The organism is Demequina sp. NBRC 110055, assembly GCF_002090135.1.
GTDB lineage: Bacteria > Actinomycetota > Actinomycetes > Actinomycetales > Demequinaceae > Demequina.
Genome location: NZ_BBRL01000005.1, coordinates 153,017 through 176,918, shown reverse-complemented (window position 1 = coordinate 176,918; position 23,902 = coordinate 153,017). Strand labels below are relative to the sequence as shown.

The following is a 23,902-nucleotide window of genomic DNA, read 5'->3' as shown; positions in this document are numbered from 1 at the left end:
CTAGGCCGACATCGCTCTGGCGAGCACTGCCCCTGCCTCCCGCGCCCAGCGCAGGGTCTCGGCCATCGCGGCCTCGCCGCTACCGGCGAGGCCGGTGAGCGAGGCGGCCAACGCGAAGGCGTCGGTGGGCGCGTCCACTCGCCCCGCGACGAGCGCCACCGGGATGCCCGCTGCGGTGGCGCGGCGGCGCACCTCCGAGACCACCTTGCCCGCATCGGACTGGCCGTCGTAGGCGCCCTCCCCCGTCACCACGAGGTCGGCGGCGGCGAGCGCCTCAGCGAGACCCACCGCGTCCGCGACGGCAGCGGCGCCCGAGCCCAGCGTGGCCCCCCACAGCGTGAGGCCGTACCCCGTGCCGCCCGCGGCGCCCGCACCGGGGGCGGCCGGATCGGCCTCATATCCCGCCTCGGCGGCCACCCGCGCGAGGCGGGCGAGTGCCGCGTCGAGAACGTCCACATCGCCGGGGCTTGCGCCCTTCTGCGGACCGAACACCGCGGCGGCCCCCGCGGGACCGGTGAGCGGGCTCGTCACATCCGACAGCACGCGGGCCCCGCCCGGCGGCAGAGGACACAGCTCGGTGAGGTCGACCCGGGTGACGTCCGCGAGGCCGCGCCCGCCGTCAGCTATCGGCTCGCCGGAAGCGTCCAAGAAACGCGCTCCCATGGCCGCGAGCGCCCCGGCTCCCCCATCCGTCGAGCACGAGGACCCGATCGCGAGCAGCAGCGAATGCACGCCCGCGTCGAGCGCCGCCGCGATCGCCTCGCCGAATCCGCGCGTATGGGCGTCGAGCGCCGCAAGCTCCTCGATGAGGGTGATGCCGGAGGTCGAGGCAAGCTCGACCACGCCCACCGGCCCGCCCGCGCCCGGCAATTCGAGCCAGGCTGCCTCGACGTCACGCCCATCCGGCCCGGTCACGGTGACCGCATGCCGCACGGCGCCCGGCGCGGCCGCGAGCGCGTCGAGCGTACCCTCGCCTCCGTCCGCCATGGGCAGCGTCACGATGTCGCCTCCGGGACGCACGTCGTGCCAGCCGTCGGCGATCGCGCGGGCGACGTCGGCGGCCTCGGCCGTGCCCTTGAACGAGTCCGGCGCGACGACGACCCTCATGCGTCGGTGTCCACCAACGCGTAGCCGAAGGAGTCGAGCGCCACCTCGGTGACGTTCTCGCCCGTCAGCAGGTCGCGCCCGACGACACGCACCACCGCGGGCTCGTCGCCGTGGTTAATGACGGTGACCACCGAGGCGCGCTGGGCGACCTCGATACTCACGGGCAGCCCGGAAAGTACAGGGGCGACGCCGGCGCGTTCGAGCGCCCAGCCGGCCACCGCATCGGCCCCCTCCTCGTCGGGCACCGTGGCGAGGTACCAGCCCACGCCTGCGCCGTGCGAGTGCTCCGTCAGTGCGGGATCGCCGTCGCGGCGACCGCCGCTGAAGGCGGCGACGGGCTCGGCGCCGCGCAGCACCACCTCCTCGGCAAGCAGTGTGCCCGTCACCGTGCCGAAGGGACCGGTGAGCGGCGCCGTCGCCTGCCCCGCAGCCCCCGGAGCCGCGAGCGCCCCAAAGTCCTCGATCGTCACGCCGAGCGCCTCGCCCAGGCGGGTGAGGAAGCCTCCGTCAAGGAAGGCGTCGCGCTCGTCGACCACGTCCGTGAACGGTCCGGCGAGCAGGTGCCCGCCGTCGGCGACGTACGACGTCAGCGCTGCCGCGCCGGCCGGGCGCAGCAGATACAGCGCCGGCGCGAGCACCAGGTCGTATTGGGAGGCGGTGACGCGCTCGGGCGGCACGATGTCCACCATCACGTGACGGCGGTGAAGGGCCCGGTACCAGCGCTGCAGCACGGCGACGTAGTCGAGCACGTTGGACGGGTGGTCGGGGCTCTCGACCGCCCACCAGCTCTCCCAGTCCATGACCAGGGCGACCCTCGCATCGGCCGTCCCGACGGGAAGAGAAGGCAGCGACGCGAGCTGTGACCCCAGCTCCCTCACCTCGCGCCAGATCCGGGTGTCGGTGCCGGCGTGGGGCAGCATTGCGGCGTGGAATTTCTCTGCGCCCGCGCGGGACTGGCGCCACTGGAAGAAGAGGATGCCGTCGGCGCCGCGGCCGATGCACTGCATCGACAGGGCCGCCATCTGCTGGGGTGCCTTGGGGGCGTTGGTGGGACGCCAGTTGAGGGCGCCGGTGACCTGTTCCATGAGCATCCACGGCACCTCAGGCTTCATGGAGCGAATGAGGTCGCGCTGGAACGCGGCGTCGCGGAACGACTCGGGCTCGTCGGGGTCGGGGTAGGCGTCGTCGGTGACGACGTCCATGTGCTGGGCCCACTCGGGATAATTCGCGGGCTTGAACGGGCCCATGAAGTTGGTGGTGATGGGCTGCGTGGCACCCGCGGCGAGGATGATCTCCTTCTCCATCAGATAGCACTCGAGCAGCATGTCCGAGGTGAAGCGCTTGAAGTCCAGCAGCTGGCCGGGGTTGTGGCTGTAGGGCGCGGCCGCGGGGGTGCGTACCTGGGCGAACGCGGTGTAGCGCTGCGACCAGAATGCCGTGCCCCAGGCCTCGTTGAGGGCCTCGACGGTGCCGTAACGCTTCTCGAGCCAGGCGCGGAAGGCGTCCTGCGCGGCGGGCGAGTGGTCCTCGTGGAGGTGGCAGCCGTACTCGTTGTTGACGTGCCACATCACCACGCCGGGGTGGTCGACGTATCGCTCGGCGAGCGTGCGCACCAGGTCGGCGGCTAGGCGGCGATACACCGGCGAGCTGGGCGCGTAGTGCTGGCGACTACCCGGACCCAGCGTCACGCCCTCGGCGGTCACGGGCAGGATCTCGGGGTACGTCTCGTGCATCCACGGCGGCGGGGAGGCGGTCGCGGTGGCGAGATCGACGGCGATGCCGCCCTCGTGAAGCAGGTCGATCACCCGGTCGAGCCACTCAAGGTCGTACTCGCCCTCGGCCGGCTGGATGCGGCTCCACGAGAAGATCCCCAGGCTCACCATCGTGACGCCAGCCTCGCGCATGCGCTGGGCGTCCTCGACCCACACCTCCTCGGGCCATTGCTCGGGGTTGTAGTCGCCGCCGTACTGCATGCTCGTGTCCTTTCACGGGTGGGGTGGTGCCAGCCTGGCCCAAAGCCATGGCGACACGCCAGTTAAAGCCGGCCGTCGCATCGGCCGGTCGGTAGTGACGGCCGATGCCGTGGCTAGGCGAGGCTTTCGGGGTCGCCCTTGCGAGGGCGGGCGGGGATCGCGACGATCGCGAGCGCGGCGCAGCCGAGCGCGGGCACCAGCAGGGCGGGCAGCGCCCACGTGGCGACGCCCACGAAGCCCGCGGTACTCGCGAGGTAGGCGGCGCCGCCCAGGTCGCCGCGCAGCTGAGCGAGGCCGCGTAACGCGGCATTGCGCCAGCCGCCGTGGGGGTCCCACTGGCCGACGGCCGCCATGAAGACGACCGCGAGGGCCGTGATCCCCAGCCAGCCGATGACGGCAATGAGGGTTGCTCCCGGAAGCAGTCCCGTGCCGGCAAGCTGGATGTCGACCACGAGGACCGTGGCAATCACGGCCGTGACGAGGGCGACGGCCGCGCCGCCTAATGCGCCGGCCCTGACGTCGTTCCAGAACTCGGCCCACGGCGAGGCCTCGCCGCGCAGATAACGCGTGAGGTGACGCACGCCCGCGGCCGCGGCCGCGGGGGCGGTCACGAGCGGCAGGGCCGCGAGCGTGATCATGATGCCCGTGAGTAGCACCTCGCCCCACAGCGTGAAGCCGCCGTGGGCACCGGGCCAGGCGTGTGGCACCCAGCCCGCGCGGGTGGGGCCGAAGCCCTCGGTGTCCGCGCGGGCCGCGGCGCGGCGCTGCTTTCGGGTCGACATGGCGGTCCTCGTCAGCCCTTCAGGCCCTGGGTCGCCACGCCCGCGATGAGGAGGCGCTGGAAGACCAGGAAGAACAGCAGGATCGGCACCATGCCGAGCAGCGAGGCCGTGACCGTCGCGCCGTAGTCCGAGGTGCTGGTCTGGTCGTTGTAGAGCTTCAGCGCGATGGGCACCGGGTACTTCTCGGGGCTCGTCACGTACATCAGGGGGGCTAGGAAGTCGTTCCAGGTCCAGATGAACGAGAAGATCGCGCTCGTCACCAGAGCGGGCTGGATCAGCGGCAGCATGATCGAGGCAAAGGTGCGGACATGCCCGGCGCCGTCCACGCGTGCCGCCTCGTCCATCTCGCGCGGGATGCCGCGCATGAACTGCACCATGAGGAAGACGAAGAACGCCTCCGTGGCGAGGAACTTGGGCAGGATCAGCGGCCAGTAGGTGTCGATCATGCCCAGGTTGTTGAACAGGATGTACTGGGGAATGATCACGACGTGGAACGGCAACAGGAGGGTGCCGATCATGGCGGTAAAGAAGATCCCCACACCCTTGAACCGGATGCGCGCGAAGGCGTACGCGGCCATCGACGAGCTGATCAGGGTGCCGGCGGTCGCGGCGATGGCGATCACCGCGGAGTTGGCGAAGAAGCGCCAGAGCGGCACTCCGGCGATGCCCTCCATCACCTTGGCGTAGTTGTCGAACGTGGGGTCCTCGGGCAGCAGCGCCGGGTTCTGTCCGAACTCGCTGTTGTCCTTGAAGGTCGCGAAAATGAGCCACACCAACGGGTACAGCACGATCGCGGTGAGGGCCGCCATGGCGATGAACCAGATCGCTGTCGTGATGCGCTTGCGGTTCCAGTAGGGCCGGGGCGCGGGCACGCGCTCCTGGTCCGCGTCGTCGCGAACCCAGACGTCTCCTCGCTGAGTCATCGGTTGTCTCCCTGGTAGTGCACCCACATCTTGGACGTGCGGAACAGCACGAACGCGATGATCGCGACCACGATCACGAGCGTCCAGGCCATCGCGGAGGCGTAGCCCATCTGGCCGTCGCTGAACGCCCGCTTGTACAGGTACAGGGTGTAGAAGTTCGTCATGCCGGCCGGGCCACCCGAGCCGTTCGAGATGATGTACGCGGACGAGAACACCTGGAACGCGCCGATCAGCTCGAGCAAGAGGTTGAAGAACACCACGGACGAGAGCATCGGCAGGGTGATCGACCTGAACTTCTTGACCGGGCCCGCGCCGTCCATGTCGGCGGCCTCATACAGCTCGCGCGGCACCTGCTTGAGGCCCGCAAGGAAGATGACCATCGGGGCACCAAACTGCCACACGGCCAGCAGGATCATCATGGGCACCACGAGGGCGACGTTGCCGACCCAGCCGCCAATCTCGAGGCCAAAGAAACTCAGGGAGTTGTCGACCGGGCCGTCCGTCGAGAACATGGCGCGCCACACGATCGCGACGGATACCGAGGCGCCGATCAGCGAGGGCGCGTAGAACGACGAGCGGAAGAATCCGGCGCCGCGGTCGCGGTAGTTCAGGAGCATCGCGACGCCGAGAGCGGCGGCGAGCTTGATCGGGGTACCCACGAGCACGTAGATCAGGGTGATCTTCACCGACTGCGTGTAGTTGGGGTCCTCGGTGAACATGCGGATGTAGTTGTCGAAGCCGATCCACTCGGGCGGCGAGAACAGGTTGTACCGCGTGAAGCTGAGATACAGCGAGTAGAGCATCGGGACCAACGTGAGCCCGAAGAAGCCCACGAGCCACGGGGTCAGGAAGCCGTAGCCGGCGATGTTCTCGCGCCAGTGGCGCTGCTTGCGGGTGAGTCCCTTGGGGTCGCGCGGCGAGGCGCTGGCCCTCTGCTGGTCCGTGGCGTCATCGACACGGTTCACGGTGCTGGTCACCATTGATCCTTCCGTCGCAAAGAGGCTACCCCGTGGGGCCCAAGCGACGGCTCGGGCCCCACGGAGATGCGGTCAGGAGTTCAGGACCACGTCCATCTCGGCGAAGAACTGCGACACGGCGTCCTCCACGGTGACGGTGCCGAAGCCCAGCTCGGTGCCGAGGACACGGAACTTCTCCTCGAGCGTGCCGTAGCCGACGAGCGGCACGGGCGGGGCGTCGCCCAGGCGGTCGGCGATGGACTCTTCATACTCGAGGATCTGCGCGTCCATGCCTTCGAACGTGATGCCGTCACGCATCGACTGGGAGGCCGGCAGTCCGCGGTTGGTGCCGAAGATCGCGCCCACCTCGGGCGAGTTGATCAGGAAGTCCACGAGCATGGCGGACTCGGCGGGGTGCTCGGTGTTTGCGGAGATAGTGTGCAACATCGAGGGCTTCTGGTAAAGGTCCTTCGCACCCTCGACGGTCACGGGAGGCTCGATGAGGCCCAGCTCGGTGTAGGACTCGCCTAGCTCACCGAGGTAGCCGGCGCCGAAGTTGTCCCACGTCAGTTCGGAGGCGGTGAAGCCGCCACCGAAGCCCGAGATGGGGTAGATCTCTTCGAGCTTCTGCTGAGAGATACCGATATTGTTCTCGCCGCGCAGCTCGGATCCGGACTCCCAGAACTCGGTCAGGCGCGCCTCGTCGAAGCCGGGGGTGCCGTCCTCGTTGAAGAGGTTCTTGCCCTCGGCGCGCAGCTGCACCTCGAAGTTCTGGATGCGGCCGGTGTAATCACCGCCACCGTAAACATCGTCACCCGAGGCCGCGGTGACCTCTCCGATCCACTCGGAGTACTCGTCCCACGTGCCCCCGCCAAATTCGGCAACGCCGGCCTCGTCAAGGAGCTTGGGGTTGGTGTACATGCCCCACGCGTTGGTCGACGTGGCGATACCGGTGGTGACACCGTCAACCACGCCGATGCCCAGGATCTGCTCCGTGAGGCCATCGGTGTTGATCTCGCTGCCCAGGTACGGGCCCAGGTCGAGTAGCAGGCCGTTCTGCGAGTACTGACGCAGGTACGAGTAGTCGAACTGCATCACGTCGGGCAGGCCACCACCGGCGGCCTCCGTCTGGCGCTTCTCCCAAAACTCGGGGAAGCCCAGGAACGTCTCGTTGACCGTGATGTTGGGGTACTGCTCTTCGAACAGGTCGATGGACTGCGCGTACATGTCCGCGCGGACGTCGTTGCCCCAGAAGGCGAAGTCGAGCGTGACGTCTTCACCGCTGGCTGCCTCACCCTCGCTGGACTCTTCGCCGGACGCGGAACCGGTGGGATCCGCCTCACCCTCCGCGTCGGACGAGCAGGCGCTGAGCGCGATGCCGCTTGCCGCCGTCAGCGCGACGAGCGCCATGAATCGGCGGCGCTTGTGAACGTTCACCATGTCATTTCCTCCCGAAAACTTCGTTGTTCTCTCGTGGTGCGCGGCCTGTCGAAACGGGCCGATGCGCCCCCTCCTTTGGAAAGCGCTATCCGTAACGTAACCCATCGATTGTGCGCGGTCAACGCCGAAACCGGAAACGTTTCAATCGTGACCATTCTGAGACCTTGGTCCCAGAGATGAGACCGGGCGAACGCAGCCTCAGACTCTGCTCGCGCATCACGCGCCGACCGCCCCGAGGTCCAGCCCATGGCGGTCGGCGCGAGTGCGCGGGGGCCCGGTTTAGCAGACCTCGTCCCCCACGTGCCCGGGCCGGCGCTCGTTGACCGGGGCCTCGAGGCTCGCCATGCGAGCACCGTCGGCACGCAGCTGCGCGGGCGTGATGCGCGCGCCGTCGTGAGCGGCCGAGGAATACACGGCGGTGACGATCTCGAAGGATCGCGCGGGTTCGGCGGCCTCGGGCGGCAGTGGCTCGCCAGCGGCGAGCGCCGCGTAGACGCCCCTGAGGAGCGGCACGTGCCCGCTGGGCTCCTCCGCGTCGGGCAGCGCCCAGCGCGCGACCTCTGCCTCGTCCACTCCCGGGGCGGGCGTGATGCGCCAGTGGTCGTGGCCGTGTCCGTACAAGTGCTCGAGCGTGACGGTCGCCTTCTCGGTGTCGATGCGGATCGCGCTGACCTCGCGTGGCGACACGGCCGAGGTCACCACCGTCGCCACCGCTCCCGACGCGAATGCCACTGTCGCCGTCGACGAATCCTCCGTGCCAGTGTCGCGTCCCACGCGCCAGAGGTCCGCACGAACCGACTCCCAGTCGCCGAGCAGGTACGCGAGCAGGTCGATTTGGTGGATCGCGTGGCCCAGAGTCGGACCACCCCCCTCGGTCGCCCACGAGCCTCGCCACGGCACATCGAAGTATGCCTGATCGCGGAACCACAGTGTCTGGCACACCGCGACAAGCGGCCGGCCCAGCGCCCCGGATTTGACCAGGCCCTTCACGTGCGCCGCCGCCGTGCCGGTGCGCTGCTGGAACACGATGGCGAGCCGCCTGTCGGCGCGCTCCGAGGCGGCGATCATCGCATCGAGTTCCGCGAGCGACAGTGCCGCCGGCTTCTCGCACACCACGTGCGCCCCCGCCTCCATGGCAGCGATGGCCTGGGGCGCGTGAACGCCGGGCGGCGTGCAGACATGGACCACGTCCGGCGACGCCGTCGCGAGCATGACGCCGAGATCGCCGAACACCTCGCCTCCGTACGTCTCGACGAAGCGCTGCGCCGTATCGGGGTCTCGGTCCGTGACGCCCACGAGTTCTGCTCCGTCGAGCGCCGCCAGCGCCTGAGCGTGGGCGTGAGCGATCGCTCCCGTGCCGACAATCGCGGCGCGCAGGGTGGTGGTCATGATGCTCCTTCGAGACTGAGGGTGGTGAGAAGTCCGCACATGCCGAAGGCCGGTGCGGTGGCGGGCCGAGTGACGCGCCCGCCGGCCAAGGTCGTGGGGCTGCCCGCGGCCAGGGCCGCAAAGGCGGCCTCCGCGTGGCGCGCCTGGGCGGCGAGATTATGCTCCCAGGTGTCTTTCCAGTGGCCGATGCGGCGGCTGACCAACGCGGCCGCCCTGCGGTACAGCGTGGCGAGGGCGTCGGGATCCACCGCGCCGCTACGAGTGAGGGCGCCATAGCCCTCGACGGCGAGATCGCGGCGTTTTGCCGCCGCGGCCAGCCGCTCATCGTGAGACGCCTCAGGTCCAGGCAGGGCTGCGGCCGCGGCGTACGCGTCGGGGTCGGCGAGGATGTCGTCGGGGAAGGTCATCACCGCGTCGCCCGCCTCGGGAAGACCGGCGTGCGACATCACCACCCTCAGGTGCAGCTCCCCCTTGTTCACCGCACGGTGAACCACACCCGGCGTGAACCACACGGTGTCGCCGGGGACCAGCGGGCTGACGGTAAAGCCCGTTGCGTCGAGCGTATGGAGCTCGCCACGCCCGGAGACGACGAGGTAGGCCTCGCTTGCCACGGTGTGCAGGTGGGGGGTGCCGCCCGCGAGCCCGTCTGGCGCCACCGAGGAATAGACCTCGAGATTGCTGACCGAAGCCCCCGCCGGGAACTCGTTCACGCCCGCTCACCCCAGCGCGAGGCGACGGCCGCTGCCACCCCAGCCGCAGCATCGGCCGTCAGCCCGCCGTCAGCGACGACCACGCCGTAGCGTTCGGTGAGAGTCTCCCCTGGGGCGATCTCGCGCTCCACGGAGAAGAACGGCGCGGGGCACAGGCAGGCGAACTGCTCGGTGCGCGCGAACCACTCCGGCGGATGGGCGACGTTGGACGGATCGTCGACCATGAGGATCGTTGAGGTGCGGTCCACCTCATCATGACGGCCGCGAAAGCCCATCCACGGGGCGCGAGAGCCTCGCATCTCCTCTCCGCCTTCTCCCTGGGGAGAGAGGATGACTCCTCCCGTGAAGGAGCGCGGGCCGCGCCAAAACAGGCCGCCGTAGCCGGCGTTGTCCCGCCCGCGCGTGGTGGGCGAACCGATCGGGATGCTGCGCTCGGTGGCGTTACGCATCCGAGTCTCGAAGGTCAGGAGCCAGGAGTCGTCGTCGAGGATGGTCGCGCCGATCGCGCGGGCCTCGGTGAACACGAGTTCGCCGCCTTCTGTGACCCAGTCGAGAGTCTCGACGATGCGTGCCTCGCGGCCCGAGTCGAGCGAAGCGAAGCCGACGTGGACCTGCTCGCCGTTGTTCGCCAGCTGCACGTAGCCCTCGTCACGCACGAAGGTCGGGCCACCCCAGAAGTTCTCGTCACCCACGACCGGCAGCGACCACGCGATGCCCTTGTGCCACACGTGATCGTGCGGCCTGAACAGGGACACCACCGCTCCGCCCAGCGTCCGGAGCGGACTGAAGTAGGGCCGAGGCGACTCAAGTGTCACGTCGGTGGGGCGGTACACGTAGTGGGCGAGATCGCGGCCCGCGTGGCTGAGCACCACGCGGTCGCCGCGGTCGTCCAGGACGATGTCGGTCAACGTCGACCTTCTTCCTGCGGGGCATGTATCGCCCGGCATTGCGGTTGCGGAAAGCGCTCTCCACCCTAGGGCGTGATCCGCGCGGCGTCCATGACATCGGCCCGCCATCGTGCCAGGCTAGGGGAAAGCCACGGGTTCGTCGGCGTCAAGGGCGATGACGGCGGACGCGTGCATCTCTCATCTCGGTGGCGCATCGGCCATGCCCACCCGTCGAAAGGCCTCACGTGACCGACACCGCCCGCACCTCCCCCGTCACGCTCCATGACGTGGCGCGCGAGGCCGGAGTGTCACTCGCCACGGCCTCGCGTTCGCTGAACGGCTCCACGCGCAACGTCAAGGCCGCGAACCGCGAGCGCGTCCTCGAGGCCGCCGAGCGCCTGGGCTACAGCGCCAACGCCTCCGCGCAGGCCGTCGCCCGCGGCACGACCACCACCGTCGCGCTCCTCGTGGGTGACATCGCCGACCCGTACTTCTCGTCGATCGCCGCAGGCGTGGTGGGTGCCGCCGAGGATCACCATCTGGTCGTCACCATGGCCGAGACCAGGCGCGACACGGAGCGTGAGGTCGAGATGGTGCGCGCGCTTCGCGGTCAACGTCCGCGCGCCATCATCTTGGCCGCGTCTCGCCGTGTGGGCGACCCGCATGCCGATGCCCTGGCCGAGGAACTCAGCAAATATGAGTCCGGCGGCGGACGCGTGGTCTTCATCTCCACCGTCGACGCGCCGTTTCGCATGCTTCACGTCGACAACGCCGGCGGCGCGAGAGCGCTCGGAACACAGCTCGCCGCGATGGGCTACCGCAGCGTGGCCATCCTGGCGGGCCCCGGCGGCGAGGATGCCCCGCCGCTGCGCACCTCCGAGGACCGCCTCAGCGGGTTCCGCGCCGGCCTTGCCGAGCACGGGATCGAGGTTCCGCCCGAGCGCGTGGTGTCAACGGCGTTTACGCGCGACGGCGGCTACGAGGGTATGCAGCAGCTGTTGACGACGCACGGACCCACCCTCGGCGACATCGACCTGGTGTTCGCCGTCAACGACGTCATGGCCGTGGGCGCCATGAGCGCCGCGCGCGACGCCGGTCTCATCCCTGGACGCGACATCGCCATCGCCGGGTTCGACGACATCCCCACCCTGCGCGACGTCACCCCGCGCCTCACCACCGCCAGCCTGCCCCTCGAGCGTGTGGGCGAGGAGGCGCTGGCTCTCGCGCTGGCCGAGGAGGCCGGGTCGCCTGCCCTCCTCGAGGCCGAGGTCGCCGTCCGAGAGTCGACGCCGGGACGATAGCGGGCCCACCCGGCCGTCGTCTCGATTCCTTGAGGCTGCGATGGTCACTTTTTGCGTGCAAGTGACCAAGACAGCCTCAAGGGACTTGTCCGGCATACGCGTCCCCGTGAGGCGGTGCGCCACCTGGAGGCGGCTCACGCGAGTGCGCGCACGGAAACTCGCAGCCACCGCTCTCGAGGGCGCACGGGTGCGCCGCGTCCCACCAGCGACCGACCATCCACCCACCAGCTACCCGCTTACCAGCCCACTTGCGCCACGCGCTCACTTCCGCGTACCATTCGGTAAACGCTTTCCGCTAGGGAAATGCCAGGCAGGTGACCATCGTGGCCGCTCGCCACGCACCGCTCCCGGACCGAGCACACACGCCCGCATGGCGGCAACGAGGCCGCCATCGCCCAACACAGTGAGGGACCACACCGTGACCACGCAGACCATCGGCATCATCATGAACGGCGTCTCGGGACGCATGGGCTACCGCCAGCACCTGGTGCGCTCCATCCTCGCCATCCGCGACGCGGGCGGCGTGGAACTGCCCGACGGCACCAAGGTGCAGGTCGAGCCTCTTCTCGTCGGACGCTCCGAGGCAAAGCTCGCCGAGCTCGCCAAGAAGCACCACATCGAGCACTACACCACCAACCTCGACGAGGCGCTCGCGGACGACCGCTGGCAGATCTACGCCGACTTCCTGGTCACCAAGGCCCGCGCCGCCGCGATCAAGAAGGCCATCGCCGCCGGCAAGGCGATCTACACCGAGAAGCCCACCGCCGAGTCCTTCGACGAGGCCCTCGAACTCGCCCGCCTCGCCACCGCGGCCGGCATCAAGAATGGCGTGGTCCACGACAAGCTGTACCTGCCCGGCCTCATCAAGTTGCGCCGCCTGATTGACTCGGGCTTCTTCGGCCGCATCCTGTCCGTGCGCGGCGAGTTCGGCTACTGGGTCTTCGAGGGCGACTGGCACCCGTCGCAGCGCCCGTCGTGGAACTACCGGGCCGAGGACGGCGGCGGCATCGTGGTCGACATGTTCCCGCACTGGAACTATGTGCTCGAAAACCTCTTTGGACGCGTCGAATCCGTCTACGCCCGAGCGGTCACCGAGATCCCGGAGCGTGTGGACGAATCCGGCCAGGCCTACGCAGCGACCGCCGACGACGCCGCCTACGGCATCTTCGAGCTCGCCGGCGGCATCACCGCCCAGATCAACTCCTCCTGGACCACCCGAGTCAACCGCGACGAGCTGGTCGAGTTCCAGGTCGATGGCACGCATGGCTCCGCGGTGGTGGGCCTGTTCGGCTGCAAGATTCAGCCGCGCAACGCGACCCCCAAGCCCGTGTGGAACCCGGACCTGAAGAACGAGATCGACTTCGACTCGACCTGGGTGGAGGTGCCCGACACCGAGGAGTCGGTCAACGGCTTCCGCGCGCAGTGGGAGGAGTTCATCCGCCACGTCGTCGCCGACACCGAGCACCGCTACGACTTCCTCGCCGGCGCGCGCGGCATGCTGCTCGCCGAGAAGGGGCTCGAATCGCACCGCTCCGGCGCGCGTATCGACCTGCCGGAGATTTCCGCCGACCGCGTCCCGGACACCGCCGAGGGCGCGGAGGCCGGCGAACCGGCACGTACGGAGCGCTGAGCCCCTCCATGTCCGACAGCCTCACGTTGCTCTCCGGCGACGGCGCCACCCGCGCCGTCGCCGTCAGCGAGCCCACCGCCCTTACCCGACCCCATGGACCGCTCACCGCCCGCGTGGCGTACGCCGCCGCGCACGTGGTGCCCCGTGCATCGGCCGACAACACCCCCGGCCAGCCGGCGGACATCGACTGGGACGCCACCCTCGCCTACCGTCACCACCTGTTTTCGTGGGGCCTGGGCGTGGCCGATGCCATGGATACCGCCCAGCGCAACATGGGCCTCGACCCGGCCGCGGTGCGGGAGCTCATCTCCCGCTCGGCGGCGGAGGCGTCCGCGGCGGGCGCGCGCATCGTCGTGGGCGTCAACACCGACCATGTCGAGGACGAGGTCATCACGCTGCCCCAGGTGATCGACGCCTACAAGGAGCAGCTGTTCCACGCGGAGGACGCGGGCGCGGGCGCCGTGCTGATGGCCAGCCGCCACCTGGTGCGCGCCGCCGAGTCGGCCGACGACTATCGCCGCGTCTACGACGAGGTCCTCGCCGTCGCGAGCCAGCCGGTGGTGCTGCACTGGCTCGGCACCGCGTTCGACCCGCAGCTTGCGGGCTACTTCGGCTCCGACGACTGGCGCGTGGCCGCCGACACGGTGGTCGACATCATCGCGAGTAACCCGCAGACCGTCTCGGGCATCAAGATGAGTCTGCTGGACTCCCAGTCGGAAATCGCCGTACGCCGGCGCCTGCCAACGAGCGCGCGCATGTTCACGGGCGACGACTTCCACTATTGCGAACTCATCGAGGGTGACGAGCAGGGAAACTCGGACGCGCTCCTGGGCGCCTTCGCGGCGCTCGGCCCGCACGCCTCGGGCGCCATCCAGGCGCTCGGCGAGGGCGACGTGGTCCGCTACCGCGAGATCCTCCAGCCCACGGAGGAACTCAGCCGGCAGATCTTCGCCGCCCCCACCTTCTACTACAAGACCGGCGTCGCGTTCATGTCGTGGCTCAACGGCCACCAGGAGGCCTTCCAGATGGTGGGCGGGCTGCACTCGGCGCGCTCGCTGTCGCACCTGTCGCGCATCGTCGAGCTCGCGAACGCGTGCGGCGCACTCGAGCAACCGGACCTCGCCGCGCAGCGCTGGCACGCCTTGCTCGGCCTCAACGGAATCGAGGCCGCATGAGCGCCCACCCCCGCCTCTCGATGAACCAGGCGACCCTCAAGAAGGCCACCCTCGCCGAGGCCATCGCGAGCGTCCAACAGGCCGGATACCAGGCCATCGGCACCTGGCGCGAGCCCGTGCAGGACGTGGGTCTCGATGAGGCTGCACGCATGATCGCGGACTCGGGCCTCAGGGTCTCGACCCACTGCCGCTCGGGCTTCTTCACCATGCCTGACGGCCCCGAGCGCATCGCGTCACTCGACGACAACCGGCGCGCCATCGAGGAGACGGCCGTGCTTGCGGCCGCCGGTGCCGAGGGCTCACGACCCGTGCTCGTCCTGGTGGCCGGAGGGCTGCCGGACGGTTCGCGCGACATCGTCGGCGCGCGCTCGCGGGTGGCCGATGCGCTAGCCGACCTCGTCCCCCACGCCATCGATGCCGGGGTCACCTTGGCGATCGAACCGCTCCACCCGATGTACTGCTCGGACCGCGCGGTTGTCTCGACGCTCGGCCAGGCACTGGATCTTGCCGCACGGTTTGACTCGTCCGCGGTAGGCGTCGCCGTCGACACGTTCCACATCTGGTGGGACCCCGACGTCTTGGGCCAGATCTCCCGCGCGGGCCGCGAGGGCCGCATCGCCACCTACCAGGTGTGCGACTGGGCCACCCCGCTGCCGGCCGACGTGCTGTTGGGCCGGCGCTACATGGGCGACGGCATCATCGACTTCGCCTCCCTCACGGCGGCCGTCGAGGCGGCGGGATACACGGGCGACATCGAGGTCGAGATCTTCAACGCCGAGATCTGGAACGCTCCGTGCGACGAGGTTGCAGGCCACACGGCCGAGTCCTTCGCCGCGACGGTGGCGCCGTACCTGTCCTGAACCGGACCGGGAGGCGACGCCGTTAGGCTCGCGGACATGACCATGCCCTTCGTCCTCGCCTCCCAGTCCCCCGCGCGCCTGGCCACCCTGCGCTCGGCCGGCATCGAGCCCGAGGTCCTCGTCAGCGGCGTGGACGAGGATGCGGTGCTCACCCAGCTCCGCGCCCACCACGAGCGCGAGGGCTGGGGCACCCCGGATCCGGCCGATGCCGTCCTCGCCCTGGCACGCGCCAAGGCCGAGCACGTGGCGAGCCAGTACGAGACCGGGGCGATGGTGCTGGGCTGCGACTCGATGCTCGAGCTCGACGGCGAGATCCACGGCAAGCCCGCGGACGCCGCCGCGGCGCGCGAGCGCTGGCGCATCATGCGGGGGCGCACCGGTGTCCTTCACACCGGCCACTGGATCGTCGACGACCGCGAGGACGGCTCGCGCGGATCGCTCGGCGCCACCTCCTCCACCACCGTCCGCTTCGCGCGCCTCACCGACGACGAGATCGATGCCTACGTCGCGACGGGCGAGCCCTTGCAGGTCGCCGGCGCGTTCACCGTCGACGGCCTGGGCGGACCGTATGTCGAGGGCATCGACGGCGACTATCACGGCGTGGTGGGCGTCTCCCTACCGCTGCTGCGTCACCTGCTCGCCGAGATCGACGTGCCCATCCACGCGCTCCGCACCGAGGCGTAGGCGTCGAAGGAAGGCCGGCCACAGCATCGGCCATTTGTGGACTGGCGACAACCTACGCGCCCGTAACCCAAGGAATCGCCAAGTTCGTTGTCGCTTACCTACAAAGGCCGCCCGGCGGCGTGTCCCGGCAGGCCAAACTTGCCCCGCGCGCCCAGCGCGGACCGTGGCCGGGTGCGGGCCGCGCGATACCGTGACCGCGTGCCACGTTTCTCTTCCGTCCTCATCGCCAACCGCGGCGAGATCGCGGTTCGCGTCATCCGTGCCTGCGCCGACGCGGGCCTGACGTCGATCGCCGTCTACGCCGAGCCCGACCGCGACGCCCCCCACGTGCGGCTCGCCGACGAGGCCTACGCGCTGGGCGGATCCACGGCGGCGGAGACCTACCTCGACATCGCCAAGATCATCGAGGTCGCCCAGCGCTCGGGTGCGCAGGCCATCCACCCCGGCTACGGCTTCCTGTCCGAGAATGCCCAGTTCGCGCAGGCGGTCATCGATGCCGGCCTGACCTGGGTCGGCCCTCCGCCCGCCGCGATCGACGGCCTGGGCGATAAGGTCAGCGCGCGCCACATCGCGCAGCGCGCCGGCGCTCCCCTGGTCCCCGGCACCAAGGATCCCGTGGCGAACGCGGACGAGGTGCTCGCCTTCGCCGACGAGCACGGCCTCCCGGTCGCCATCAAGGCGGCCTTCGGCGGCGGCGGCCGCGGCCTCAAGGTCGCCCGTACCCGCGAGGAGATTCCTGAACTGTTCGACTCCGCGACCCGCGAGGCCGTCGCCGCGTTCGGCCGCGGCGAGTGCTTCGTGGAGCGGTTCCTCGACAAGCCGCGCCACGTCGAGACCCAGTGTCTGGCCGACGAGCACGGCAACGTGGTGGTCGTCTCGACGCGCGACTGCTCGCTGCAGCGCCGTCATCAGAAGCTCGTCGAGGAAGCCCCGGCACCCTTCCTCACCGATGAGCAGAACACGCGCCTCATCGAGTCGTCGAAGGCCATCCTCGCGGAGGCCGGATACGTGGGCGCTGGCACGTGCGAGTTCCTGGTCGGCGCGGACGGCACCATCAGCTTCCTCGAGGTCAACACCCGCCTGCAGGTGGAACACCCCGTGACCGAGGAGGTCACCGGCGTGGACCTGGTGCGCGAACAGTTCCGCATCGCCGCCGGCGAGCCCATCTCCGTGCTCGAGCCCGTCACCCGCGGCCACTCGATCGAGTTCCGCATCAACGGTGAGGACCCGGGCCGAAACTTCATGCCCGCGCCCGGCACCCTGTCGACGCTGGTGTTCCCGTCCGGCCCCGGAGTCCGCGTCGACGCCGGCGTGCGCCAGGGCGACACCGTCTCGGGCAACTTCGACTCCATGATCGCGAAGGTCATCGTCACCGGCGCGAGCCGCGACGAGGCGCTGCAGCGCGCCCGCCGCGCCCTGGCGGAGATGGTCGTCGAGGGCATGCCGACCGTCGTTCCGTTCCACCGCGCGGTGCTCGACGCCCCCGAGTTCACGGCGGCTGCGGGCACCTTTGGCGTCTACACCACCTGGATCGAGTCGGAGTTCGCTGAGATTGTCGCGTCGCTCGGCTCCGCCGGTTCCGGCGTCGAGGAGGCGGCCGATGCCGCTGCCACCGAGCGTGTCGTCGTCGAGGTGGGAGGCAAGCGCCTCGAGGTCGTCCTTCCCGCCGGGCTCGCCCGTGCGGGACGCGCCAACGCGCGCAGCGCTGGCGGCGCCGCGAGGCGCGCGCCGCGACGCTCCAACGCTGGCGGCGCCCGCGCCGCGACCGGCGACTCGCTGGCCTCCCCCATGCAGGGCACCATCGTGAAGGTGGCCGTGGAAGACGGCGCCACCGTCGAGGCCGGCGACCTCATCGTCGTGCTCGAGGCGATGAAGATGGAGCAGCCGCTCGTGGCGCACAAGGCCGGCACCGTGAGCGGCCTCACGCACGCGGTGGGTGCCTCGGTGTCCTCGGGCACGGTCATCTGCGAGATCGCCGACGCGTCGTAAGGCGCGAGGTCGCAGCAGCTCAGCTGCCCCCGCGACCGCGCCCGTTTCGCCGCCTCGGGCCCACGCAGGTAGCGTGACCAGCATGGACACCGCACAGCGCCGCGCCCTCGGAGTCGTCGCCGTCGCAGCCTGGTTGCTGATCGACGCGGTTCGCACCGCGGGGCCGCTCCTCCTCGATTTGGGCGAGCCGAGGATGACGCCGGCACTCATCGCGGTCGTGGCGACGGCGGTGGGAGGCGCCGTCCTCGCCTGGATCGCAGCCGAGGCTGGGCGTCACTTTGGCCACGGGCCGACCGTCGGCTTCGTCCTCATCGTCGTCGCGGTGTTCCGCCTAGCACTGCCCGTCTTGTCAGGCACGTGGCTCATCGGGGTGGGCCTGTACCTTGCGGCCCTCGCGCTCGCCGGCGTAGTCCTCGCGAGCCGAGTGGCCCTGGGCAACGGCGGTGGGGCCGCCGCGGTGGCCGGAACGTCGCTGGGAGCGGCGGCTGCCCTGGCCGAGCAGGGCCTCCTGCGCACGTGGGACGCGCCCTGGCGCGGGGATGAGTGGGGCTGGAACGCCCTGGCGCTACTCGCCGCGCTCGCCGTCGTGAACGCCGTGAGGGGCCGCCACCTCGATGCCGCCCCCAGCTCGCGTGGCTGGTGGGCGCTGGGCCTGTATTGGTCGACGCTGCTGTATGCGTTCGCCAACGTCGCATGGGTGAACACCCAGGCCGACGTCCGGATGTCAGGCGGGCTCGCCCTCGCGCTCGCCGGCACGCTCGTGGGCGCCCACCTCGCCTCCCAGTCACGTGCCATGACCGAGGGGGTGCGCGTCGTCCTGCTCTGTCTCGGCGTCGTCGCCGCGGCCGCCGCCTTCCTCACCATGGGCACCGAAGCGGCGATCGCTGTGCCCGTCGCAGCCGCCACCGGCGCACTGGGCGCCGCACTCGTCATCCGGCCGGGCGAGGTGTCATCCCTGGGGCGCCTGGGCGCGTCGTTCGTCTTCATCGCGGCCATCGTCGGACCGCTCGTCCTCGTCACCATCGACCGATCGGTCGACCTCCCCGTGCCCGCCGCCATCGTGCCCTTTGTGGGGCTTTCGGCCGTCATGATCCGCGCCGCGATGCGTGCGGGTACCGCGCCCGTGGAGCGCGCCCTCAGGGGCGTGTGGCTGCGGCTCGGCGTCGGTGCCCTCGGCGCGGCCGCCGTCGTCACCTGGACATGGGCAAGCTACGAGCGTGCCGATGACATGCCCCCGGACACGCTCGCCTCCCCCGTGGTCGCCACCTGGAACCTCCACCAGGGCATCACACCCTCGGCGCAGGGCGGACCCGGACTCGACGCAGGAGCCATCGCGGCCGCCCTCGACGGCGTGGACGTCGCCATGCTGCAAGAGGTCAGCCGGGGATCCCTGCTAGGCGGCGGCGCCGACATGGTCGAGTTCCTCGCCGGAGAGACGGGCATGGTCGCGTCCTCGGCCCCGGGCCTCAGCCCCCAGGTGGGCCACGCGATCCTCACCTCGGGCCCCCACAGCGACGCGGACGTGACCGAGCTTCCCGACGGCGATGGCTCCGACCGCGCGGCCCTCACGGTGACCTTCATGGGCACCACCTACGTGACCGCGACGTTCGCCACGAACATCGACGAGGCGGGCACTGAGGCCGCCGCCATCGTCGATGGCTTGGCGGGCGCCGGCCCCGTCGTCGTCGGCGCTGACCTCCCCGGCGATCCCACCACACAGACGTCGTCACCGGCGCTGGCCACGTTCGCGGACGGCGGCTTGAGCGCCGTGGCCACCGGCACCGCCACGCAGGACGGCGAAGTCCTCGCCGAGGTGGGAGTGCTCGTGGGCCGCGAGGTCACGTTCGCGGACACCGCCGTGGTGGCCGCCCCCGGCTCCGACCACGCGCCGCTCCTCGCCACGGTGAATGCGGCCGATGCGGTGGCGCCGGTCGACGATGAAGCCCCAGACGACGAGGTGGAGGCCAGCCCCACCCCGTCGCCCTCGGTGAGCGTCAGCGCCGAGTAGGGCGACGCCCCAGGTACCTCAGCTGCGCGACGCGTCACCCATGTGGTGCAGGCGGCGCGCCACCTCGGACACCGTGCCCGACAGCGACGGGTAGACCGTGAACGCCGAGGCGATCTGGTCCACGGTCAGGTGGTTGGCCAGCGCCAGTGTCAGCGGGAAGATATGCTCGCCGGCACGCGAGCCCACGATGACCGCCCCGAGCACCTGGCCCGTGACGGTGTGGCCAAAGATCTTCACGAAGCCTTGGTCGATGCCCAGCATCTTGGCGCGCGGATTGCGCGCGAGGTCCAGTTTGGACACCTCGTAGAAGATGCCGCGCTCCTGGAGCTCGGCCTCCGTGGCGCCCACCGAAGCAATCTCAGGTGCGGTGAACACGTTCGAGGCGACCTGGCGCAAGTCGATCGGCGTGACCGCATCGCCCAGGGCGTGCGCCATGGCGATGCGCCCCTGCGTCGCGGCCACCGAGGCCAGCGGCAGCACACCGGTGCAGTCGCCCGCCGCGTAGACGCCGCGCGCGGAGGTGCGCGAGACCTTGTCGACCTGAATGTAGCCACGCGGGTCGAGGGTCACGCCGGCCTCGTCGAGCCCCACGCCGGTGGTGTTGGGCACCGAGCCGACGGCCATCAGGCAGTGGCTTCCTTCCAGCACCGTGCCGTCCGCGAGCGTCACGCGCACTCCGCTTCCCGTGTTCTCGGCGGACTGGGCTCGCCCACCGACCACGTGCATCCCGCGCTGGTGGAAGATCTCGGTGATGAGGTCGGACGCCTCGGGGTCCTGCGTCGACAGCACGCGGTCTCCGGAGGCGACGAGCGTCACCTCGCAGCCGAGGAGGTTGTAGGCGCCCGCGAACTCGGCTCCGGTCACACCCGAGCCGACCACGATGAGGTGCTCGGGCAGCGCCTTCAGGTCATACAGCTGCGTCCAGGTGAGGATGCGCTCGCCGTCGGGCTGCGCGTCGGGCAGGATGCGCGGGCGCGCGCCCAGCGCGAGCAGCACGGCATCGGCCTCAAACGCGTCGTTTTCCGTCTCCACACGGGTCGGGCTGACCAGCCGCCCCTCCCCCTCGACCACCTGGATGTCGTTCTTCGCCATGCGCGTCGCGATGTCGTACGACTGCTTCAGCACCAGCTTGCGCACCCGCTCGTTCACGGCCGCGAGGTCGACCTTGTGCTCCGACACCTCGGACGTGTCGGAGCCGTCGCGGTCGCGGATGCCCAGCTGCGGGGCACGGTCCGCGATGGTGCGCCACTCGGCGGTGGCGATCACGGTCTTGGAGGGGACCACGTCGGTGAGCACGGCGTTGCCGCCGAGACCCTGACGTTCGATCAGGGTGACATCGGCCCCCTGCTTGACTGCGACGAGGGCGGCTTCATACCCGCCCGGGCCGCCACCAACAATGACAATGCGTGGGGACATAGGACCATTGTCCCGCATGCTGAGACTGCCAGGCACAACCCCCTCACGGATGGCCGATGCCGTCGCCAGTGACGTACGAATGCCGGCCGATGCATCGGCCCGGTAGGCCCATTAGGCTCGGCGTATGAGTGAAGCCACCACCCTCGCCTCCGAGGCCGCCCAGTCCATCGCCGCTGCTACCGGCGTCGAGCATCACGACATCGCCCTCATCCTGGGCTCGGGATGGGGCGGCGCCGCCGAGCTCATCGGCGAGGAAGTCGCCTCCGTCCCCGCCGCGGAGATCCCCGGCTTCTCCGGACACGTGGTCGCCGGCCACCACGCCACACTGCGCTCGCTGCGCACCGAGGACGGCCGCCACGTGCTCGTTCTGGGCGCGCGCCAGCACTTCTACCAGGTACGCGACGCCGGCAAGGTTGCCCACGCGGTGCGCACCGCCGCGGCCACGGGATGCTCGACGCTGGTCGTCACCAACGGCTGCGGCTCGACCCGCCCCGAGGTGGGCCCCGGCTCCGTCGTGGTGATTGACGACCACCTGAACCTCACCGGGGCCACGCCACTCGAGGGCGCCACCTTCGTCGATATGACGCAGGCCTACTCGCCTCGTCTGCGCGACCTCGCCCGCTCGATCGACGCGTCGCTGCCGGGCGGTGTGTACGCCCAGTTCACGGGCCCGCAGTACGAGACCCCAGCCGAGGTGCGGATGGCCAAGACGCTGGGCGCCGACCTGGTGGGCATGTCCACGACGCTCGAGGTGATCGCGGCACGCGAGGCCGGGCTCGAGGTCCTGGGTCTGTCGCTCGTGACGAACCTCGGCGCGGGCATCGGCGGCGAGACGCTGAACCATCAGGAGGTGCTCGACGCGGGCGCCGCCGCGGGCCCGCGCATCTCGCGACTGCTCGCAGACATCGTGGAGGCCATGCGATGACCGGCATCGAGGGCCCCATCACCGCCGCGCGTGCCTGGGCCGCCGACGACCCCGACCCGGCCACGCGCGAAGAGCTCGAGGCGCTCATTGCCGGCGCCGAGGCGGGCTACGACGACGCCGTCCACGAACTCGCCGACGCCTTCCGCGGCATGCTGCAGTTCGGCACCGCGGGCCTGCGCGGCAAGCTCGGAGCCGGGCCGAACCGCATGAACCGCGCCGTGGTCATCCGCGCCGCCGCGGGGCTCGCGCGCTACCTCACCGACTCGCTGGTCGAGCTCGGAATCGACGGACCTGCGCGCGTGGCGATCGGGTATGACGCCCGCCACGGCTCCCACGAATTCGCGACCGACACCGCGGCCGTCATGACCGCGGCGGGCCACCACGCGATGGTGCTGCCCAGCGCGCTTCCCACCCCGGTGCTCGCCTACATCACGCGCTCGCTGGACGCCGATGCGGGCGTGATGGTCACCGCCTCCCACAACCCGCCCCAGGACAACGGCTACAAGGTCTACCTGGGTGGACGCGTCGTCGCCGACGAGGGCCAGGGAGCGCAGATCGTGCCACCGCACGACGCGGGCATCGCCGCGCGCATCGCCGAGGTCGAGTCGGTCGAGTCGGTGCCGCGCGCCGAGTCCGGCTGGGAGAGCCTCGACATGACGGTGCTCGCGCGTTACGTGTCCGAGGTCGCCAGCCTGGTCGGCATGCCCCCGGCGGACGGCTCGCGCGACGACGTGCGCATCGTCCTCACGCCCCTGCACGGCGTGGGCGGCGGCACCGTCGAGGCGACCCTGTCGACGGCGGGCTTCACCGACCTGCACACGGTGCGCCAGCAGGCCGCGCCCGACCCCGACTTCCCCACGGTCGACTTCCCCAACCCCGAGGAGCCCGGAGCGATCGACCTGTCGCTTGCGCTCGCCGAGGAGGTGGGCGCCGACGTGGTCATCGCGAACGACCCCGACGCCGACCGCTGCGCTGTGGCCACCGACATCGACGGCCGCTGGCAGATGCTCCATGGCGACGTGGTGGGCGCCCTGCTCGGCGAGCGCATCGCCTCCCGCGGCGGCTTCCCCGAGGGCTCCGTGCTCGCCAACTCGATCGTGTCGTCGCAGATGCTGGGACGAATCGCCGCCGCCCACGGGCTGTCCCACGCCCACACCCTGACCGGGTTCAAGTGGATCGCGCGCGAGCCTGGCCTCGTGTTCGGCTACGAGGAGGCGCTGGGCTACTGCGTGGCGCCGGACCTGGTGCGCGACAAGGACGGCATCTCGGCCGCCGTGATGATCGCCGACTACGTCGCGGAACTCAAGGCGTCGGGCCGCACCCTCGCGGACGCGATCGACGACCTCTCGCGTGCGTACGGCGTGCACCTGACCCGTCAGGTCTCGGCGCGGTTCACCGACATCGCGCAGATCCCCGCGCTGATGTCTGAGCTGCTGGCCTCGCCCCCGGAGGCGCTCGCAGGCTCGCCCGTCACGGCCACCGACGACATGAACGAGGGCTTCCACGGACTACCCGCCACGAACGGACTGCACCTGGCCACCGAGTCCGGCGCGCGCGTCATCATCCGTCCGTCCGGCACGGAGCCCAAGGTCAAGGCCTACCTCGAAGTCATCGAACAGCCGTCAGACGCTGTCGAGGACGCGCGCCTGCGCGCCGAGGACGCCATGGACGCCCTCGAGGCGGACATCCGTTCCCTCCTGGGGGTCTAGCCCAGCGGCTCGCACGCCCCAGCGCCCCATGGGACACC

Annotated in this window: 19 protein-coding genes; 9 read left to right on the top strand and 10 right to left on the bottom strand. The window is 70.4% G+C overall.

What is annotated here, in order from left to right; genetic code table 11:
• The 9 genes from B7K24_RS06700 to B7K24_RS06660 all read right to left on the bottom strand — a co-directional run bounded on the left by B7K24_RS06700 (window position 1) and on the right by B7K24_RS06660 (window position 10,188).
• Complete coding sequence (locus B7K24_RS06700) at window positions 1-1,107, bottom strand: glycerate kinase (protein ID WP_084129414.1); 1,107 nt, start codon at window positions 1,105-1,107, stop codon at window positions 1-3.
• Entirely contained in the window at window positions 1,104-3,080 is a 1,977-nt protein-coding gene (locus B7K24_RS06695) for a beta-galactosidase (RefSeq protein ID WP_084129413.1), read from the bottom strand. Before B7K24_RS06695 ends, B7K24_RS06700 begins: the two co-directional genes overlap by 4 nt.
• A 113-nt stretch (window positions 3,081-3,193) precedes the next feature.
• Window positions 3,194-3,862 carry a hypothetical protein gene (locus B7K24_RS06690; RefSeq protein ID WP_084129412.1) on the bottom strand — a complete coding sequence of 223 codons (669 nt, stop codon included), beginning with the start codon at window positions 3,860-3,862 and terminating at the stop codon, window positions 3,194-3,196.
• 11 nt (window positions 3,863-3,873) lie between these two features.
• Window positions 3,874-4,785 (bottom strand): carbohydrate ABC transporter permease, encoded by a 912-nt coding sequence (locus B7K24_RS06685; RefSeq protein WP_084100741.1) that lies wholly within the window; start codon window positions 4,783-4,785, stop codon window positions 3,874-3,876.
• A complete protein-coding gene (locus B7K24_RS06680) occupies window positions 4,782-5,651 on the bottom strand; it encodes a carbohydrate ABC transporter permease (RefSeq protein WP_234986611.1) in 870 nt (289 codons plus the stop codon). The genes B7K24_RS06685 and B7K24_RS06680 overlap by 4 nt, the downstream gene beginning before the upstream one ends.
• 183 nt (window positions 5,652-5,834) lie before the next feature.
• Complete coding sequence (locus B7K24_RS06675) at window positions 5,835-7,181, bottom strand: ABC transporter substrate-binding protein (protein WP_084129410.1); 1,347 nt, start codon at window positions 7,179-7,181, stop codon at window positions 5,835-5,837.
• Between the two features lie 279 nt (window positions 7,182-7,460).
• On the bottom strand, window positions 7,461-8,570 hold the full coding sequence (locus B7K24_RS06670) for a Gfo/Idh/MocA family protein (RefSeq protein WP_084129409.1): 1,110 nt from the start codon (window positions 8,568-8,570) through the stop codon (window positions 7,461-7,463).
• Window positions 8,567-9,280, bottom strand: a complete 714-nt coding sequence (locus tag B7K24_RS06665) for a cupin domain-containing protein (protein WP_084129408.1) — start codon at window positions 9,278-9,280, stop codon at window positions 8,567-8,569. The genes B7K24_RS06670 and B7K24_RS06665 overlap by 4 nt, the downstream gene beginning before the upstream one ends.
• On the bottom strand, window positions 9,277-10,188 hold the full coding sequence (locus tag B7K24_RS06660; RefSeq protein WP_234986601.1) for a PmoA family protein: 912 nt from the start codon (window positions 10,186-10,188) through the stop codon (window positions 9,277-9,279). The genes B7K24_RS06665 and B7K24_RS06660 overlap by 4 nt, the downstream gene beginning before the upstream one ends.
• 224 nt (window positions 10,189-10,412) lie before the next feature.
• Here B7K24_RS06660 and B7K24_RS06655 point away from each other — a divergent pair, with 224 nt between their 5' ends.
• From B7K24_RS06655 to B7K24_RS06625, 7 genes are all read left to right on the top strand, one after another.
• A complete protein-coding gene (locus tag B7K24_RS06655) occupies window positions 10,413-11,468 on the top strand; it encodes a LacI family DNA-binding transcriptional regulator (RefSeq protein ID WP_084129406.1) in 1,056 nt (351 codons plus the stop codon).
• Window positions 11,469-11,838: 370 nt separating this feature from the next.
• Window positions 11,839-13,098: a Gfo/Idh/MocA family protein gene (locus B7K24_RS06650; protein WP_084129405.1), complete on the top strand. Its 1,260-nt coding sequence runs from the start codon at window positions 11,839-11,841 to the stop codon at window positions 13,096-13,098.
• 8 nt (window positions 13,099-13,106) lie between these two features.
• Window positions 13,107-14,273, top strand: coding sequence for a dihydrodipicolinate synthase family protein (locus B7K24_RS06645; protein ID WP_084129404.1), 1,167 nt, complete (start codon window positions 13,107-13,109; stop codon window positions 14,271-14,273).
• Entirely contained in the window at window positions 14,270-15,133 is an 864-nt protein-coding gene (locus tag B7K24_RS06640; RefSeq protein ID WP_084129403.1) for a sugar phosphate isomerase/epimerase, read from the top strand. The genes B7K24_RS06645 and B7K24_RS06640 overlap by 4 nt, the downstream gene beginning before the upstream one ends.
• A gap of 36 nt (window positions 15,134-15,169) precedes the next feature.
• Window positions 15,170-15,817: a nucleoside triphosphate pyrophosphatase gene (locus B7K24_RS06635; RefSeq protein ID WP_084129402.1), complete on the top strand. Its 648-nt coding sequence runs from the start codon at window positions 15,170-15,172 to the stop codon at window positions 15,815-15,817.
• Between the two features lie 198 nt (window positions 15,818-16,015).
• Window positions 16,016-17,806, top strand: a complete 1,791-nt coding sequence (locus B7K24_RS06630; RefSeq protein ID WP_084129504.1) for a biotin carboxylase N-terminal domain-containing protein — start codon at window positions 16,016-16,018, stop codon at window positions 17,804-17,806.
• 82 nt (window positions 17,807-17,888) lie between these two features.
• Complete coding sequence (locus B7K24_RS06625; RefSeq protein WP_084129401.1) at window positions 17,889-19,814, top strand: hypothetical protein; 1,926 nt, start codon at window positions 17,889-17,891, stop codon at window positions 19,812-19,814.
• A gap of 18 nt (window positions 19,815-19,832) precedes the next feature.
• On the opposite strand, the gene B7K24_RS06620 is transcribed toward B7K24_RS06625, so the two are convergent.
• Window positions 19,833-21,230: an NAD(P)H-quinone dehydrogenase gene (locus B7K24_RS06620; protein ID WP_234986600.1), complete on the bottom strand. Its 1,398-nt coding sequence runs from the start codon at window positions 21,228-21,230 to the stop codon at window positions 19,833-19,835.
• A gap of 124 nt (window positions 21,231-21,354) precedes the next feature.
• Here B7K24_RS06620 and B7K24_RS06615 point away from each other — a divergent pair, with 124 nt between their 5' ends.
• Window positions 21,355-22,155, top strand: coding sequence for a purine-nucleoside phosphorylase (locus B7K24_RS06615; protein ID WP_084129399.1), 801 nt, complete (start codon window positions 21,355-21,357; stop codon window positions 22,153-22,155).
• Window positions 22,152-23,864 (top strand): phospho-sugar mutase, encoded by a 1,713-nt coding sequence (locus B7K24_RS06610; protein ID WP_084129398.1) that lies wholly within the window; start codon window positions 22,152-22,154, stop codon window positions 23,862-23,864. Before B7K24_RS06615 ends, B7K24_RS06610 begins: the two co-directional genes overlap by 4 nt.
• Window positions 23,865-23,902: the final 38 nt, after the last annotated feature.

Coding starts and splice junctions, on each gene's coding strand:
- B7K24_RS06685 (WP_084100741.1), bottom strand. CDS start 4,785: ATGACTCAGCGAGGAGACGTCTGGGTTCGCGACGACGCGGACCAGGAG.
- B7K24_RS06615 (WP_084129399.1), top strand. CDS start 21,355: ATGAGTGAAGCCACCACCCTCGCCTCCGAGGCCGCCCAGTCCATCGCC.
- B7K24_RS06625 (WP_084129401.1), top strand. CDS start 17,889: ATGGACACCGCACAGCGCCGCGCCCTCGGAGTCGTCGCCGTCGCAGCC.
- B7K24_RS06690 (WP_084129412.1), bottom strand. CDS start 3,862: ATGTCGACCCGAAAGCAGCGCCGCGCCGCGGCCCGCGCGGACACCGAG.
- B7K24_RS06670 (WP_084129409.1), bottom strand. CDS start 8,570: ATGACCACCACCCTGCGCGCCGCGATTGTCGGCACGGGAGCGATCGCT.
- B7K24_RS06675 (WP_084129410.1), bottom strand. CDS start 7,181: ATGGTGAACGTTCACAAGCGCCGCCGATTCATGGCGCTCGTCGCGCTG.
- B7K24_RS06640 (WP_084129403.1), top strand. CDS start 14,270: ATGAGCGCCCACCCCCGCCTCTCGATGAACCAGGCGACCCTCAAGAAG.
- B7K24_RS06700 (WP_084129414.1), bottom strand. CDS start 1,107: ATGAGGGTCGTCGTCGCGCCGGACTCGTTCAAGGGCACGGCCGAGGCC.
- B7K24_RS06650 (WP_084129405.1), top strand. CDS start 11,839: ATGGCGGCAACGAGGCCGCCATCGCCCAACACAGTGAGGGACCACACC.
- B7K24_RS06645 (WP_084129404.1), top strand. CDS start 13,107: ATGTCCGACAGCCTCACGTTGCTCTCCGGCGACGGCGCCACCCGCGCC.
- B7K24_RS06610 (WP_084129398.1), top strand. CDS start 22,152: ATGACCGGCATCGAGGGCCCCATCACCGCCGCGCGTGCCTGGGCCGCC.
- B7K24_RS06635 (WP_084129402.1), top strand. CDS start 15,170: ATGACCATGCCCTTCGTCCTCGCCTCCCAGTCCCCCGCGCGCCTGGCC.
- B7K24_RS06695 (WP_084129413.1), bottom strand. CDS start 3,080: ATGCAGTACGGCGGCGACTACAACCCCGAGCAATGGCCCGAGGAGGTG.
- B7K24_RS06620 (WP_234986600.1), bottom strand. CDS start 21,230: ATGTCCCCACGCATTGTCATTGTTGGTGGCGGCCCGGGCGGGTATGAA.